Raw genomic sequence first — 16,226 nt, 5'->3', positions numbered from 1 at the left:
TGGCTTTGACGGACTATGAGGGAACCGCTGCGTTCGACCGCGAGCGGGATCGACGGCGCACCAAGGGATACAGCAGCAGGATCACCGCCAGGCTGATCACGCTCAGGGACAACTGCGAGCGGGCATCCTCGACGAACAGCATCGAGATCACCACGGCGAGCGTCCCGGCAAGGGTGACCCATGTCAGCCACGGATAGCCCCACATTCGCAACGTGAGCAGCTCGGGCGATTCGGTTTCGAGGGTGCGGCGCATCTTCAGCTGGGAGCCCGCGATGATGGCGTACACGAACAAGGCCACCGCGCCCGCCGAGTTGATGATGAAATAGAAGATGGTGTCCGGGGCTACGTAGCTCATGATCACCGCGACGTAGCCCACCACGGTGGACAACAGGATCGCCTTCCACGGCACCCCGCGCCGGCTCGTGTCGGCGATCCAGCGCGGTGCCCACTGGTGCCGCCGGAGCGCGAACAGCATGCGAGAAGCCGTATACAGACCGGAATTCAGCACGGACAGGGCCGCGGTGAGCACCACAACGCTGACGATCGTCTGGGCGGCCGGGATACCGAACCGGCCGAACGCGGCGGCGAAGGGGCTGGTGTCGGTCGGGACGTCGCGCCAGGGCGTGATCATCACGATCAGCGCCACCGAGCCCACGTAGAACAGGATTACCCGCCACGCCGTGGTGGTGGTCGCATTGGTGACGGCCTTCGCGGGCTCATCGGATTCCGCGGCGGCGATTGTCACGATCTCGGTACCGAAATAGGAGAAGATCACGATCACCACGCCGTGCACGACCGAAAACCCGCCGGTGGCGAAGAATCCGTCGAGCCCGATATTGCCGACCGAGAACGTGCCGTGCGGCCACCAGCCCAGTACGAACAGCACGCCCAGCACGAGGAACACGACGATGGTGGCCACCTTGATCGAGGCCAGCCAGAACTCGGTCTCCCCGAACGATCGCGCCGAAGCCAGGTTCGTCGCGGTGAGGAGAAGCATCAGCACCAGCGAGAACACCCACTGCGGTACAGCGGGCACCCAGCCGACCAGGATCTTCGCCCCGGCGACGGCTTCGAAAGCCACCACGCCGACCCAGAAGTACCAGTACAGCCAGCCGATCGTGAATCCCGCCCAGCCGCCGAGCGCTTCGCGGGCGTACTCCATGAACGAGCCCAGCCGCGGTGAGGCCGCGGCCATTTCGCCGAGCATGCGCATCACCAGCACGACCAGGAGGCCGCCGATCGCATAAGACAACACAGCCGCGGGCCCCACGGTGTGGATCACCGCGCCGCTCCCGATGAACAGACTGGCGCCGATGATGCCGCCGAGCGCGATCATGCGGACATGCCGTTGCCGGAGGTTCGAACGAGGTCTCGGTTCCGTCGTCATCCGTAAGATATTGGCAAACACCCCGCCTACTTCGAAACCCTGTTGCGGAGAGTGATCAACAGCGGGGCGCGGATCGAGGCATTCCGGAAACAGCGCGGAAAACGAGTAACGGTGATCGCGTAAGTCACGACAGGTGATCGTGGAACTGACTCCCCGACGAGTGCTCACCTACGAACCCCGGGTGGGCTTGTCGGCCTCGCACGATCCCCTGGAGGTTCCGGCCTACGAAACCACCCGTGACCGGTTGGTGGCCCGCGCGGTGATTTTCGGCCTGGTCAGCGCTGGGCTGCTGGCTTTGGCGGCGGTCGGGGACTGGCGGCCCGCTGCCGTCACGGGCGCCGTCATGGTCGTGCTCGTCACGGCGCTGACGTTTTGGGCGCTGTTCGGTTACCTGCTGCCGAGCCGGAAATACCTGGATCTCCCCGTCATGGCGCTGTCCCTCGGCGAAGGGGAGTTGCTGGTGTCCGGCCGCCGGGTCAGCGTCGCGGTGCCGGGAGTCGAGCCGCGCTGGATCGTGGCACGGCTGCCCCGGCCCTACCGAGTACTTCTCGCGGGGGAGCGGCGCTTGTTCCTGCTGGGGCCGAACGCGCGTGGGCGGGTGCTGATCGCGCTTCCCGGAATGTTCCGCACCTCGTTCGGCCGTGTGCGGACCGAGCCGCACCCCGGTTCGGAGATTCTGCCTGGTGTGTCCCGTACTTTCGGCCCGGCTGCTCAGGATCCGGTGATGACCGCGTTCGTCCGGGCGATGTGGCAGAGCTCGGTCGCGGCGGTTGTCGTGTTCGTGCTCGCCGCTGTCCCACTGATCGCGGTCGACCTTACGGAGGACGCCGCACTCGCCGCGGCGATGGTGCCCGTCGACGCGGTGTTCGCGGTACTGACAGTCCTGATCCTGCTGCGGCTTTTCGCCCGCAACAGGCTCTTCGCGAACGCCGTGCGTTCCCAGCCGTGGAACGAACTCCCGGCCGCCCTCGATGCTCCGATCAAGCTTCACCCGCTTGTCTGGGCAGTACTACGGCCGTGATCACGCTGCCCACCGGGCAGGTCACGCAGGTCTCGTTCGTCCGGGTCTCGCTCGACCTCCTCGTCAACCTACGCGACACAGGCCGGTTGTGGGTGCTCGGTGATCCGGCGCAGCGCCAGCTCGTCGTCGGGCTGCCCGGATACCCGATCCTCGGCGTGGCAAGGAAAACCAGTCAACGCCGGTGAGTTTCGGGGCGCCGCCGGGGAACTGGCGCGCTCGCCGCTGCCCGGCGTTCACGGGCGTTGCCGGGCACCGGCACTGAGCCTTCACGGTCACCGCAGCAGAAGTTCCGCCTTCACGGCGCTAGCCCTCCACCGCCACTGGAGCTTCCCAGCCGCCGCGGCAGTAGTTCCGCCTTCACGGGCGCGGGCCCCTCACCGCCACTGAAGCTTCCCAGTCACCGCAGCAAAATTCCGCCTTCACGGGCGCTGCTCTCCACGGGCACCGCCACTGAAGCCTGTCGTCCAACACCGCTGGGGTGTTCGGTCATTGCCACTGAGCCTTCACGGCGGCGATCGCGGTTTCGCTGTCCGCGCCCAACTCCTGTGCGCGGGCGGCGAACTCCGCGGCCGCGGCCGCCAGCAGGGCGCCAGGGTCAGGGCGGTCCGACGGGACGGTCACCACCGTGCCCTTCGCCCGCGCTGTGCTGACCCAGCCGGAGGTTTCCAGCTCACGGTAGGCGCGGGCCACCGTGCCGGAGGCCAGGCCGAGATCCCTTGCCAGCTGGCGGATCGGCGGCAGCCGCGTGCCCTCGGCGAGCGCGCCGCCGGAGATCGCGCGGACGATCTGGTCATGCACCTGGCGCCAGGGAGCGACACCGTTCTCGGTGTCGACGACGACGCGGAACGGCATCAGCCCGCCCGAGCGGCGATCGGCGGCAGCCTCCGCGGCGGCGAGGCGATGGCGAGGATGGCCGCGATCGAGACGATGAACGCCAGGAACGTCGGGAAGTTGTTCGGGTGCCAGCAGACCATGGCCGCGGTGCCGATGCCCAACCCGAGCGCCACGCGCGCGCTCCGGTGGCGCAGCGCCAAATCTGCTCGCCGGGTACCATCGGCCGGGCGGCGGACAGCGAGCAGGACGATCGCCCACGAAGCCGCGACGGCGACGACCGCCACGGCGAGAGTGACCCAAAGCTGTTCCGCGGCCAGGTATCCGAACGCGACCAGTTCGACGATCGCGCTGACCACGAGTGTCCACATCGGAGCAAAGTCGAGCGTGCCACGATGTTCGAGCACCGCTTCACGCCGTGCGCCGCGAGCCGGGCGTTGCGCGAACAGTTCCGCCAGCAGCGCACCCGACAAGAGCGTGCCGGCGATCGTGGTCGTCGCCTCGTTTCCGCTCAGGCCCGTCGCGCCCGGGATGAACGGCAGCACCAGATACAGCCACGGGTACCAGAAGCGGCGACGGCGCAGATACCGCACGGCGACAACGGTTTCCTCCGCGGAGGGATCCGGCACGCCCCATTTGGCCAGCATATTCCGAGCGCTCTTTTCCCCCGGCCACAACACGATCAGCATGGCCAGCCCGAACAGGCCCATGAAGAAGGCCACCGCGAGCGTGCGCTCCAGATTCATGGACGAGCCCTCCCTCTTGTATCAAGGACACGATACAAGAGGGAGGGCGGGCGACACAACCGGGGCGCGCGGCCCGGCGGGCTTGCGGCGCCGGTGGGTTGTTATATCAGGGTTGCCGCCGGGCCTCGGCGCGGAAGGAGCGCGGAAGGAGCGCGGAAGGAGCGAGGCTGCGCGGGCCCGGCCCGTAGTAGGCGGGGCTATGGCGCAGCTTCGCCGCGCCGCACGGGAGCCGCCGGGCCGCACGGGAGCCGCCGGGCCGCACGGGAGCCGCCGGGCCGCACGGGAGCCGCCGGGCCGCACGGGAGCCGCCGGGCCGCACAGGAGCCGCCGGGCCGCACAGGAGCCGCCGGGCCGCACAGGAGCCGCCGGGCCGCGCAGCAACCGCCGGGCCGCGCAGCAACCGCCGGGTGGCGCAGCAGCCGCCACGCCGCAGCGCAGCTTCGCCACGCCGCGCAGCAACCCCCACGCCGCACAGCAACCCTCGCACCGCACAGCAAGCCTCGCACCGCAAAGCGGCGCCACGGCGCAAAAGCACCGCGACGCCGCCAAGCCCAACAACGCCGAGCCCAGTCACCCGGAGCCCAGCAACCCCGAGTCCAACATCCCGGAGTCCAACATCCCGGAGCCCAACATCCCGGAGCCCAGTCACCCCGAGCCCAGTCACCCCGAGCCCAGCAACCCCGAGCCCAACCACCCCAAGTCCAGCAAACCTCAACAAGCCAAAGCCCCAACGCCCCTACGGCGCAGGACTCGCCTCGACCTCGGCCGCGGCGGGGTTCCTGGCCGGCTCGCGGGTGCCGAACAGCATCAGCCCCGCCCCGACGAGCGCCAGGACCACCATCACGACGAACCCGCTGGCGAACGTCCCCGTGCTCTGCACGATGAAGCCCATCACCAGCGGCGCCACGACACCGGACAGCGCGAAGCAAGCGTCCGCGAAGCCGGCGGCGCTGCCGGGGTGGCTCGGTTCCGCGTCGATCGCGGCGACCCACCAGATCCCGCCGGTCACGAACCCGCACCCGACACCGATCGAGATGAACACGACGGCCGTGACGAGCCCCGGCGCGACGATGATCGGGATGAGCGCGGCCCCGGCCAGCAGCAGCGCGACGCCCATGATCGTGAACCGGCTGCGGATGCGCCCCGTCCTGGCGAACACGCGGTCCACCAGCACGCCACCGACGATCGCGCCGACCACGCCCGCCGCCCAAGGCGCGATGGTGAACGCGCCGACCTGCTTGATGCTCAGGTTGTACGAGGACGAGAAATACTCCGGCAGCCAGTACATGAACGCCCAGAAAATGAAGCCCCAGGCGAAATACCCGACGCCGACGATCCACAGGTTGCGGTTCGTGAGGATCCGCCGCCAGTTCACCTTCTCCTGAGTCTCGGTGACTTCCTCGGCCAGCTGTCCGGCCTCGATGTGCGCGCGCTCGGCAGCCGAGACGCGCGGCGACGCCGCCGGGGTGTTGTACAGCAACCCGACTGCGACCAGCGCCCACAGCACGCCGAGCGCGGCCAGCACCCAGAACATCCCACGCCAGCCGAGGCCGGCGATTAGCTGCGTGACGATCGGCCCGCCGATCAGCAGGCTGCCGGACACCGCGACCCCGCCGACGAGCGCCAGCGCGAAACCACGCTCGACGCTCGGCAGCCAGCGGCTGATCGTCCGCGTCGCCGCGGGGAAGCACGGCGCTTCGCCCGCGCCGAGCACGATCCGGATCAGCAGCAGCCCGGTGAACCCGCCCGAGATCGGCGTGATCGCGGTGGCGATCGACCAGAAGACCATGCCCACCAACAGGATCCGGCGCGGGCCGTACTTGTCGACGAGTGGCCCCGCCAGGAACGCGAACACCATGTACCCGATGGAGAACGCGGAACTGATGATGCCGTACCCGGCGGAGTCGATGCCGAACTCGGCCTCGAGGGGTTTGACCGCATACGAAATCGCGCTGCGGTCGATGTAGTTGATCACGACGAGGACGACGATCATGGCGACCGTGGCCCAGCGGAAGTGTTGGCGCATGGTGGTTACCTCATTGTCCACCGTTCCGCTGTGCGGAACATTTCGGATAAAAGGTGCCGGAAGTATGCGTCCTGCGCAGCTTCAGCACAATGGTTTCGTGCCCTTTTCCGTGTTAACTCTCGGAAAAGTGCACTCGCTATGTTCCGCTGGTAGGAACAATGCCCAGAACGTCGTTCACCGAACCACCCGAGGGCAGCCGCCAGACCGCCTCGGCCAGCCGCCCGGCCGTCTCCTCCGGGACCGCCCGCGCCGCGTTCGACGTGAACTTCAGCGTCAGCTCGTCCGCCGAAAGCGGGTTCGCCGGGCCGCCCCGGTTGTGCGAAACCCGTTCGCTGTGCGTGGATCCGTCGTCGAGGCGGACCGTCAGCACCGCGGGGAACTGCCGGGGGAAGATCCTGGTGCACTCGGCGTCCGCGACCACGTTCACCTTCTCCGCCAGCGCCAGCCGGGCCGGATCCTGCGCCGCGCCGTCGGTGAAGTCCTCATGGAACACCCCGAGACCGCCACCGCCGAGCATCGCCGCCGCCACCGTGTACGGGCCGCTGAACGCCCCGTGGTAGCCCGAACGCGGTTTCCGCTTTTCCTCGATCGGCTCACCGATCGTGCGCAGCACCGGCTCCGGAACGCCGAGCGTGAGCTCCGTGATCCGGGTGGGGTCGATGCCCGCCCGGCGCAGCCGCAGTGCCGCGTCCACGCCCGCGTGCGTGAAGTGGTTGCAGGGATAGGGTTTGAAGAAGATCCCCGGCGTTTCCCAGTGCTCACCGAGACCGCGGGTGACCTGGCCGATGTCGAACCGGTCGCCGCAGAACGCCTGCAGGAACCCGAACCGGCCCTCCAAAACCGTCGGCGGCCCGGTCAGCCCGTGCTTGGCCATCTCCGCTGCGACAACCCCCGCGTGCGCGGCCCATCCACAGTGGACGCGCTTCACGGTGCCGCCGGTGCGGTTCGCCTCGATCACGCCTGAACCCATGCTGCACGCGATGCCGATCGCCGACGTCAGCCCGTCCGAGTCGAGGCCGAGCAGCATCCCGGCGGCGACGGCGGCGCCGACCGCCCCGCAGATCGCGGTGGCGTGCTGGCCGCGGTCGAAGAACACCGAGTTCGCGTTCTCCTCGTCGTAGCCCGCCATCCCGAGCCGGCAGGTCACCTCGATGCCCACGGTCGCCGCGTCCAAAAAGGACGGACCACTCGCGCCGGTCCGCTCGGCCACGGCGAGCGCGGCCGGGATCACGGCCGAAGACGGGTGCAGCACCGAGGGCAGGTGGGTGTCGTCGAAGTCGAGGCTGTGCGCCAGCGTTCCGTTGACCAGCGCGGCCGACGGCGCGGGCAGCTTGCCCGCGATGCCGAGCGCGGTGGCCGCGGGTTTGCCGCCCCAGTCGGCCACGACTTCGCGGATGACCTGGGCCGGCTTCTCGCCGAGCGCGGCGAGGCTGTTGCCGAGCAGGTCGAGCACGCGCCCGGCCAGATCGGTGCGCAGGTCCGCGGACAGGCCCTTGGCGCGCACTTCGTCAGCCAGCGCGCCCAATTGCTGTGCGGGTGTCACGCGCCCACCACCGCGACGGGACGGATCGGCGACCCGGTGCCGCCGACGATGCGCAGCGGCGCGACCACGAACAGGAACTCGGCGAGCCCTTCGGCAGCCACGTCCTCCAGGTTCAGGTGTTCCATGATGTAGATCCCGTTCTCCACCAGCAGAACCCGGTGCACCGGCAGCTCGCGGTGCCCGGCGCCGGCGGGGATCTGCTCGTAAGCGGTGGTGTCCGCGCCCGTGGCGATCACGCCGCGCGCGGCGAGCCAGCGGGCGCCGTCCACGGTCAGCCCCGGGACGCCGGTGTCGTGGCCCATGTACGTGGTGGCGTCGGAGAAGTTGCGGGCCCATCCGGTCCGCACCACCGCGACGTCGCCCTTCTCCGGCCGTACCCCGGAACGCTCGGCGGCGGCCACGAGGTCGGCCTCGGTCACGCCGTAGCCGGGCTCCAGCGTGTCCACGCCCTTCGCACCGGCGACGTCGAGCAGCACGCCACGGGTGACCATCGGCGGGATCTTCTCGGTGCCGTGCTCGCTGAACTTCCCGCCGTGCTGGGCTTTCTGGGCGTCGACGTCCCCGTGCAGCTTGCCGTCCTGGCTGACGTGCGAGAGCGCGTCGATGTGGGTGCCGACGTGCCCGCCGGTGATGATCACCTCGTTGCTCGCCGAGCCGCCGTCCGGGCGCATCATGTCGCCGTGGCGGCGCTGCAGCGTCATCCGGAACCCGGGGTGGTTCGGCGAACACGGCATCCCCGTGAACAGCGGCTGGCCGAGCTCGATCGTGCGCAGTCCTTTCGCGACGGTTTCGAGCAGGCTGCTGGTTACGGCGTCGGACATGCCTTGGTCCCTTCGGTTGCGAATTGCGCGGCGAGGTCGAGCACCCATCTGCTGCGGGCGACGACGGCCGGGTCGACGAACCGGCCGCGTTCGTCCAGCCAGGCGGCGGACTCCTTGTCCCGCAAGGAATCCAGCAGCCGCCGGGCATCATCGACCTCGGTGTGGTCCGGGGTGAACACCTCGTTCACCGGTGCGATCTGCCTGGGGTGCACCACCGACCGGCCGAAGAACCCGCGGTCGCGCGCGGCTTCGCTGTCGGCGGTCAGGCCGGCGGTGTCGGTGACGTCGGTCCACACCGCGTGCGGCGGGCTGGGCAGCCCGGCCGCGCGGTTCGCGGTGACGACACGCTGGCGCGCCCAGTCGAGCGCCGTCTGGTCTCGGACGCGGAGATCGGCGAGCAGATCGGCCTCACCGAGCGAGACGGACGCGACGAGTGAGTGGCAGGTGGCGAGCCGGAAAGCGTTTTCCAGGCCCAGCGCGGACTCGACGAGCAGGTGCAGCGGAGCGCCGAGGCGGTCGGCGACCCGGGCCACCGCGTCGGGACTGTCGCATTTCGGCACCCGCACCCCGGCCGGACCGCGCCCGGCGAGCTCGGCGACATCCCGTTCGCCCCAAGGGGTTTCCGGTGGGTTGATGCGCACCCACAGTGGCTTCGGCCACGACTTCCCGACCGCGTCCACGGCGTTCGCGCGGGCGGTGTCCTTGTCCTGAGCGCCGACCGCGTCCTCCAGGTCGTACACGACCGCGTCCGCCGGTCCCGCCATCGCTTTCGCGAGCAGCTCCGGGCGGTGCGCCGGGACGTACAGCCAGCTGCGCGCCTTGCCGATCACGCGACACCCTGTTCGCGCAGGCTCGCCAGTTTCGCCTCGTCGACGCCGAAGCCGGCGAGGATCTCCGCCGTGTGCTCACCGAGTTTCGGCCCCGTGGTGCGGATTTCGCCCGGGGTGTCGCTGAGCCGGAACGGGATGTTGGGCATCTTGAGCGGGCCGAGCTCGTCGTCGTCGATCTGCAGGACGCTGCCCAGCGCGGCGTACTGCGAGTCCGCCATGATGTCCGCCGCCGTGTAGATCGGCGCGACCGCGGCCTCCGCCTTCTCGAACGCGGCGACCACCTCGTCCCGATCGCGCGCGGCGATCCAGGAGCCGACGGCTTCGTCCAGTTCGTCCGCGTGCTCGGCGCGGGTGCGGCCGGTGGCGAACCACGGCTCGTCGATCAGCTCCGCGCGGCCGACCAAGCGCATCACACGCTCGGCGATCGACTGCGCGCTCGTGGAAACCGCCACCCAGTTGCCGTCGGAGCACCGGTAGGTGTTGCGCGGCGCGTTGTTGGTGGAGCGGTTGCCGGTGCGGGCCTGCAGCGTGCCGAGCTGGTCATACGCGGTGATCTGCGGGCCGAGCACGGTCAGCAGCGGTTCGATGATCGCCATGTCCAGCACCTGGCCGCGGCCCGTGGATTCCCTGGCGCGCAAGGCGGTCATGATGCCGAACGACGTGGTCAGCGCGGCGACGCCGTCGGCGAGGCCGAACGGCGGCAGGGTCGGCGGCCCGTCCGGCTCACCGGTCAGCGCGGCGAACCCGCTCATCGCCTCGGCGAGCGTGCCGAAGCCGGGCCGCGAGGAGTACGGCCCGAACTGGCCGAACCCGGTCACCCGCGCGAGCACCAGGCCCGGGTTGTCGGCGGCGAGCACGTCGTAGCCGAGGCCCCAGCGTTCCAGCGTGCCGGGGCGGAAGTTCTCGATGATCACGTCGGCGTCGGCGGCCAGCTCGCGGAAGATCCGCTGCCCCTCGGCGGAACCGAGGTAGAGCGTGAGCGACTTCTTGTTGCGCCCCAGCATCTTCCACCACAGGCCGACGCCGTCCTTGCTTGCGCCGTGCGTGCGGGCCGGGTCGCCGCGCGGGTGCTCGACCTTGATCACCTCGGCGCCGTGGTCGCCCAGCAGCGTGGCCGCCATCGGCCCGGCGAACAGCGTGGCCACGTCGAGCACCTTGATGCCCGCGAGCGCTTGCACACTCATGTCTTTCCCTTCGTACTGCGGCTTTTCAGCCGCGGTGGCCCATCCGGCGGGAGATGCGCTCGGCGGTGTCCACCACGCGCGGCGCGATCTTCTCCACGAACTCCTCGGTGACCCGGTAGCGCGGCCCGCACACCGAAATCGAGCCGATCACCTCGCCGGTCATGCCGAACACCGGTGCCGCCACCGAACCGGCGTCCGCCTGGCGCTCGCCGCCGGAGCGCGCGAAGCCGAGCTTGCGGACCTCGTCCAGCTCCCTGCGGAGCGCCCCGGGATCGGTGACGGTGTTGGAAGTCAAGGCGGCCAGCGGCTCCGCCAGCGCGCGGTCGCGGGTTTCCTCCGGCAGGAACGCGAGCATGCACTTGCCGGAACTGCCGGCGTGCAACGGGAAACGGCGGCCCAGTTCCACGGTCATCTTGATCTCGTGCGTGCCCTCGACCTGGTCGAGGTAGAGCCTGCCGTCGGGGACCAGCGCGGTCAGTGTCGCCGTCTCACCGCATTCGTCGCGCAGCGCCCGGAGCAGGTCCAGCGCGGAGGAGCGCAGATCCGAGTCGCGGAAGGCGCGGGCGCCGAGCGCGGTCGCGGCCGCGCCGAGGCGGTACTGCCGGCTTTCGGGGTCCAGCGCGACCATGCCGCGGGTGGCCAGCGACTGCAGGATCCGGTGCACCACGGCCTTGCTCAGCCCGAGCTCACGGGCGATCGCGCTGACCCCGAGCCGGGAGGGCCCGTCGGTGAACAGCAGCAGGACGTCGGCGACCCGCGCGGCCGCCTCGGTGCCCGGCGTGGGCTCGGTCATGGCTACTCCCCGGTGAGTCGTACCGCTTAGCGGAACGTTCTTGCGGTGTCCTGTTCCAGGAAATCATCCCTGGTGGGAGTCTTGTCAAGAGGGTCTTACCCGGACATATAGCGAAGTGTTGACGTATGGGCCGGTTCGGTGTCAGGATCGAAGGAACGTCAAGCGGTCCGCTCAGCGGTACGGCGAAAATTTCCGGAAGGCGGTGAGGCCGGCGATGACCCGCTCGGTCACCGAAGCCGTGGCGGCACTGGGCACCTGGGTGTCCGGGCTGCGGTGGGACGCGGTCCCGGCCCCGGTCGCGGAACGACTCGGCACGGTGCTGTTCGACGTGCTGGCCGCGAACGCCGTGGGCGCCCGCACCGAAGGCCAGCGCGCCTGGCGCGCCGCGTGGCCGGCGCCGCCGGGGCACAGCCCGGTGGTCGGCGGCGGCACGCTGACCGATCCGGTCACGGCGGCCTGGCTGAACGGCCCCGCGACCGTGTGCCTGGAGCTGGACGAGGGCAACAAGTACGCCAAGGGACATCCGGCCGCGCACGTGTTTCCGGCGGTGCTGGCGCTGGCCGCCGAGCTGGACGTCGCGGGCGAGGAACTCGCGGCGGCTCTGCTCGCCGGGTACGAGGTCGCGGCCCGTTTCGGCGAGGCGACTTCGCTGCGGAGCGGTACGCATCCGCACGGGAACTGGGGCGTGGCGGGGGCCGCCGCGGGCTGCGCCCGGCTGCTCGGCCTCGACGCGGAACGCACGGCGGCCGCGATCGACGCCGGTTCCGGACTGCCCGTCGCCGGGCATTTCGACTCGGCACTGGACGGAAACCCGGTGCGCGACACGTGGCTCGGCGCGGCCAACGCCTCCGGAATCGCCGCCGCCCGGCTCGCCGTGGCGGGTTCCGCGCGCAACACCGGCACCGCCGCGCGCACGCTGGGCGAGCTGCTCGGCAGCTTCGACCCGGAGAAGCTCGGCGAGGGCCTGGGCAGCCGCTTTTTGATCTCCGGCAACTACTTCAAGCGGCATTCGTCGTGCTCGTACACCCATCCCGTGGCGGACCTCCTGATCGACGCCCGCGCCCACGTCGACGTCGCCGAGGTGACCGAGATCGAGGTGCACACCCACGCGCTCGCCGCCGGGCTCGACCGCACCACCTGGCACAACCAGCTGTCCGCGATGTTCTCCACGCCGTTCGTCGCCGCGGTCGCCCTGCTGCACGGCGAAGTCGCGCCCCGCTACACCGAGCTGGCCCCGCAGGAAGCGCCCGAGATCGCGGACCTGGCCAAGCGCGTGCGCGTCATCGAAGACCCGGAGCTGACGAAGAGGCTGCCCGCCAACCGCGCCGCCCGGATCACCGTCCGGCTGGCCGACGGCCGCAGCCACACCGCCGAAGCCGCGAACCCGGTCGGCGACACCGATTTCCAGCCCCTCGACCGTGACCGGCTCGGCGTGGTCTTCGCCGGGCTGCTCGACGGCGACCAGGCCGTGCTGCGCGCGGTCGGCGCCGTGGTCGACGGGATGCCCGCCGCGCCCGGTGCCCGCGCGCTGCTCGCCCCGCTCGCCGGATGACCCTCCCACCGCACGAAGGAGCCTTGATGCGCCGCATCTTCTCGGTGACCCCGATCCACGTCGACGCGGACGAACTCGCCCGCCGCAGTCGCCGCTACAACGAGCTGGCTCCGGACGGGGTCACCGTGGAGCTGGTCGACGCGGGCCCGGACGCGCCCAGCCAGCTGGCCACCGAAGCCGATCTGCAGGCTTCGGAGAAGGCCGTCGCCGCCGTGCTGGACGGGATCGAGGGCTACGACTTCCGCCTGCCGGACTGCGTGCTCGATCCTGGAGTGCCCGCGGGCGAACGGGGAATGCTGCAGGTCGTGGTGGACAAGCTCGTCGCGGACGGGCACAAGGTCGCCGCGGTCACGCGCAACCAGGTGATCGCGGACGAGCTGGCGCGCAAGGTCGCCGAATACGGCCACGGCGCGTCCTTCCTCGGCGTCGCGGTGCTGGACCTGGATCTCGCGGCGGTCGCCGACACCGCCCGGTGGAACGAGGCGATGCGGTCCGCTTTGGACGGTCTGGCCGCGCGCGGCGCGACGGCGGTGATCAACGGCTGTTCCGCGGTCGAGGTCGAGCGCACCGAGGGCGGCCCGCTCGTCGTCGACCCGGTCGCCGACGCGTTGCGGCTGCTGGTGGAGGTGGCATGACCGACGTCGATCTGGTCGTCGCCGGTGCGGGCGGCGGGCTCGCCGGCGCGCTGCGGGCCGCGCAGCTCGGCGCGCGGGTGCTCGTGGTCGAGGCGAACGAGCACTACCTGCGTGGCAACAACACTTCGATGTCCACCGCGATGATCCCGGGCGCCGGTTCGCGCTGGCAGCGCGAAGCCGGGATCGACGATTCCCCGCCGAAGTTCCTCGGCGACATCGCGGCGAAAACCCATGGCGACTATGCGAAACCCGTCGCCGAGGCTCTGGCCGGGGTGAGCGCGGAGCTGGTGGAGTGGCTGGCCGACCACGCCGGGCTGCCGATCGAGCTGCCCACCGACTTCCACTACCCGGGCCACTCCGCGCAGCGCGTGCACTCCATCCCCGGGCGGCACGGTTCGCGCCTGCTGCGCTACCTCGCCGACGCCGTGGCGCGCGAGTCACGGATCGATGTTCTGGTGCCGGGGAAGGTCACCGCGGCACGTCGTGACGGAGACGGCTTGCTGGTCACAGTGTCCTATCCGGACGGTGGTGACGAGGAGATCTCCACGGGATCCTTGTTGCTGGCCACCAACGGTTACGGCGCGAATCGCGAGCTTGTCACCGAGTACCTGCCGGAGATCGCGGATGCCGGGTACCATGGCAGCGAGTACTCGACCGGGGACGCGCTGCGCATCGGCGCGAGCTTCGGAGCAGCGACGTCCTATTTGGACGCCTATCAGGGCCACGCCGGATTGTCCGCGGAGGCGCGCACCTTGGTCACCTGGACCGTCGTCATGCACGGCGGATTCGTGACCACAGTGGACGGTCGCCGGTTCGGCGACGAGACGACGGGCTACTCGGAGTACGCCGCGGTTCTCGCGGCGCAGCCGGGTTCCGCGGGCTGGCTGATCTACGACGAGCGGATCCACAAGGCCAGCCTGGCTTTCGGGGACTACGTCGACGTCGTCGAAAGCGGCGCGGTGCGCCACGGCGGCTCGGTCGAGAATCTCGCCGCCGCCATCGGCGTTCCCGCCAAGGCGCTCGAAGTCGAACTCGCCGAAGCAACCGCCGTCGCACGCGGCGAGCAGGCGAAGGACCGGTTCGGCCGCACCCGGTTCGAGCAGCCCTTGACCGGCCCGCTGTACGCGGTGCGGATCCTGCCCGCGCTGTTCCACACCCAAGGCGGGCTCAACGTCGACGGCGACGCCCGTGTGCTCGACTCCGCGAACCGGCCCATTCCCGGCCTCTACGCCGCGGGCGGCTCAGCGGTCAGCATTTCCGGCCACGGAGCGGCGGGTTATCTGGCAGGCAACGGCTTGCTCCCCGCGCTCGGCCTCGCCTATCTCGCGGCCACGCATTCTGCGGCCACACTCCCGACAGTGAAAGGTAAGTCATGACCAACCACGACCTGATCATCCGCAACGTGCGCGTCGTCCGCCCCGGGGTCGACGAGACCCCGCTCGCGGACATCGCGGTGAGCGGCGGGAAGATCACCGAAGTCGGGCCGGGCCTCGATGCCTCCTCGGCGCGCGAGGTGGTGGACGGCGGCGGCAAACTGGCCTTCCCCGGCGTGGTCGACGCCCACCAGCACTGGGGCATCTACAACCCGCTCGACGAGGACACCGAGACCGAAAGCCGGGCGTGCGCGCAGGGCGGCGTGACCACGTCGCTGATCTACATGCGCACCGGGCAGTACTACCTCAACCGCGGCGGGAACTACTCCGAGGTCTTCCCCGAGGTGCTCGCCGCTTCCGCCGGGAAGTCCCATGTGGACTACGCCTTTCACTTGGCGCCCATGCAGTCCTCGCACATCGACGAGATCCCTTCGCTCATCGCGGAGCACGGGGTGACGTCGTTCAAGATCTTCATGTTCTACGGCAGCCACGGCCTGCACGGCGCCTCGAACGACCAGAACTCCTTCCTGATGATCCCGGAGGGAGAGCGCTACGACATCGCGCACTTCGAGTTCGTCATGCGCGGCGTGCAGAAGGCGCGCGAACAGTTCCCTGAGCACGCCGACTCGATTTCCCTTTCGCTGCACTGTGAAACGGCCGAGATCATGACGGCCTACACGAAGATCGTGCAGCAGGAAGGGAAACTGTCCGGGCTCGAGGCCTACAGCGCTTCGAGGCCGCCGCACTCCGAGGGCCTCGCCGTCACCATCGCGTCGTACCTGGCGCACGAGACCGGGCTGCCGAACATCAACCTGCTGCACCTGTCCTCGGCGAAGGCGCTGGAAGCCGCCGTCCTGATGCAGAAGACGTTCCCGCACGTGAACTTCCGGCGCGAGGTCACCATCGGGCACCTGCTCACCGACATCACCACCGCGGACGGCATCGGCGGCAAGGTCAACCCGCCGCTGCGGCCGCGCGAGGATGTCGAGGCGCTGTGGGAGCACCTGCTCGCGGGTGACGTCAGCTGGGTGGTGTCGGACCACGCCTGCTGCAAGGAGGCCACCAAGTTCGGCGACGACCCGACGGACGTCTTCGCCGCCAAGTCCGGTTTCGGTGGCACCGAGTATCTGCTGCCCGGCCTGGTCGGGGAGGGGCGCAAGCGGGGCCTGTCGATGCGGCAGGTCGCGGAGCTGACCGCGTGGAACCCGGCGCAGCGCTACGGCCTGCACACGAAGGGTGACCTCGCGCCCGGCTTCGACGCGGACATCGCGCTCGTCGACCCGGACCGTTCGTGGGTCATCCGGCCGGAGGACTCGGAGTCGACGCAGGAGTACAGCCCGTTCCGCGGGCTCGAGGTGGGGTCCACGGTGACCAACACGTTCCTGCGCGGCACCGAGATCTTCGCCGACGGCAAGGTGACGGGGCAGCCCACCGGCCAGTACGTGCGGCGGCCCTCGGCGCGCTGACGGCTTCCCGGCCCGGTC

The 16,226-nt window shown here is 70.1% G+C and carries 15 protein-coding genes; 6 read left to right on the top strand and 9 right to left on the bottom strand.

Annotated features, from left to right (window positions below):
• Nucleotides 1-13: 13 nt before the first annotated feature.
• Nucleotides 14-1,387 (bottom strand): amino acid permease, encoded by a 1,374-nt coding sequence (locus FPZ12_RS14015; protein WP_144746022.1) that lies wholly within the window; start codon nt 1,385-1,387, stop codon nt 14-16.
• 139 nt (nt 1,388-1,526) lie between these two features.
• Here FPZ12_RS14015 and FPZ12_RS14010 point away from each other — a divergent pair, with 139 nt between their 5' ends.
• A complete protein-coding gene (locus FPZ12_RS14010) occupies nt 1,527-2,408 on the top strand; it encodes a hypothetical protein (RefSeq protein WP_150980322.1) in 882 nt (293 codons plus the stop codon).
• The gene (locus tag FPZ12_RS14005; RefSeq protein ID WP_144746024.1) at nt 2,405-2,593 is read left to right on the top strand and encodes a hypothetical protein; all 189 of its coding nucleotides are present in this window, start codon (nt 2,405-2,407) and stop codon (nt 2,591-2,593) included. The genes FPZ12_RS14010 and FPZ12_RS14005 overlap by 4 nt, the downstream gene beginning before the upstream one ends.
• 301 nt (nt 2,594-2,894) lie before the next feature.
• Here the strand turns inward: FPZ12_RS14005 and FPZ12_RS14000 are convergent, their stop codons facing one another.
• The 8 genes from FPZ12_RS14000 to FPZ12_RS13965 form a co-directional block, all read right to left on the bottom strand.
• The gene (locus FPZ12_RS14000) at nt 2,895-3,260 is read right to left on the bottom strand and encodes a GntR family transcriptional regulator (protein ID WP_144746025.1); all 366 of its coding nucleotides are present in this window, start codon (nt 3,258-3,260) and stop codon (nt 2,895-2,897) included.
• Nucleotides 3,260-3,985 carry a hypothetical protein gene (locus FPZ12_RS13995; protein ID WP_144746026.1) on the bottom strand — a complete coding sequence of 242 codons (726 nt, stop codon included), beginning with the start codon at nt 3,983-3,985 and terminating at the stop codon, nt 3,260-3,262. Before FPZ12_RS13995 ends, FPZ12_RS14000 begins: the two co-directional genes overlap by 1 nt.
• Before the next feature lie 736 nt (nt 3,986-4,721).
• Nucleotides 4,722-6,011, bottom strand: coding sequence for an MFS transporter (locus FPZ12_RS13990; protein ID WP_144746027.1), 1,290 nt, complete (start codon nt 6,009-6,011; stop codon nt 4,722-4,724).
• A gap of 136 nt (nt 6,012-6,147) precedes the next feature.
• A complete protein-coding gene (locus FPZ12_RS13985; protein WP_144746028.1) occupies nt 6,148-7,554 on the bottom strand; it encodes an MmgE/PrpD family protein in 1,407 nt (468 codons plus the stop codon).
• Nucleotides 7,551-8,375 (bottom strand): cyclase family protein, encoded by an 825-nt coding sequence (locus FPZ12_RS13980; RefSeq protein WP_144746029.1) that lies wholly within the window; start codon nt 8,373-8,375, stop codon nt 7,551-7,553. The genes FPZ12_RS13985 and FPZ12_RS13980 overlap by 4 nt, the downstream gene beginning before the upstream one ends.
• Nucleotides 8,360-9,205, bottom strand: coding sequence for an HpcH/HpaI aldolase/citrate lyase family protein (locus tag FPZ12_RS13975; protein ID WP_144746030.1), 846 nt, complete (start codon nt 9,203-9,205; stop codon nt 8,360-8,362). The genes FPZ12_RS13980 and FPZ12_RS13975 overlap by 16 nt, the downstream gene beginning before the upstream one ends.
• Complete coding sequence (locus FPZ12_RS13970) at nt 9,202-10,389, bottom strand: CaiB/BaiF CoA transferase family protein (RefSeq protein ID WP_144746031.1); 1,188 nt, start codon at nt 10,387-10,389, stop codon at nt 9,202-9,204. Before FPZ12_RS13970 ends, FPZ12_RS13975 begins: the two co-directional genes overlap by 4 nt.
• 25 nt (nt 10,390-10,414) lie before the next feature.
• A complete protein-coding gene (locus FPZ12_RS13965) occupies nt 10,415-11,182 on the bottom strand; it encodes an IclR family transcriptional regulator (protein WP_144746032.1) in 768 nt (255 codons plus the stop codon).
• Between the two features lie 214 nt (nt 11,183-11,396).
• On the opposite strand from FPZ12_RS13965, the gene FPZ12_RS13960 reads away from it, so the two are divergent.
• The 4 genes from FPZ12_RS13960 to FPZ12_RS13945 are packed head-to-tail and all read left to right on the top strand — an operon-like array spanning nt 11,397 to nt 16,208.
• A complete protein-coding gene (locus FPZ12_RS13960) occupies nt 11,397-12,734 on the top strand; it encodes an MmgE/PrpD family protein (protein ID WP_144746033.1) in 1,338 nt (445 codons plus the stop codon).
• Between the two features lie 26 nt (nt 12,735-12,760).
• Entirely contained in the window at nt 12,761-13,369 is a 609-nt protein-coding gene (locus FPZ12_RS13955; protein WP_144746034.1) for an aspartate/glutamate racemase family protein, read from the top strand.
• The gene (locus tag FPZ12_RS13950) at nt 13,366-14,745 is read left to right on the top strand and encodes an FAD-dependent oxidoreductase (RefSeq protein ID WP_144746035.1); all 1,380 of its coding nucleotides are present in this window, start codon (nt 13,366-13,368) and stop codon (nt 14,743-14,745) included. Before FPZ12_RS13955 ends, FPZ12_RS13950 begins: the two co-directional genes overlap by 4 nt.
• On the top strand, nt 14,742-16,208 hold the full coding sequence (locus FPZ12_RS13945; protein WP_144746036.1) for a dihydroorotase: 1,467 nt from the start codon (nt 14,742-14,744) through the stop codon (nt 16,206-16,208). Before FPZ12_RS13950 ends, FPZ12_RS13945 begins: the two co-directional genes overlap by 4 nt.
• The last annotated feature ends 18 nt before the right edge of the window (nt 16,209-16,226 follow it).

The organism is Amycolatopsis acidicola (genome assembly GCF_007713735.2).
In the GTDB taxonomy this organism is placed as follows: domain Bacteria; phylum Actinomycetota; class Actinomycetes; order Mycobacteriales; family Pseudonocardiaceae; genus Amycolatopsis_E; species Amycolatopsis_E acidicola.
Note: the sequence above shows the minus strand (reverse complement) of the source record. Positions and strands in the feature narration are given on the sequence as shown.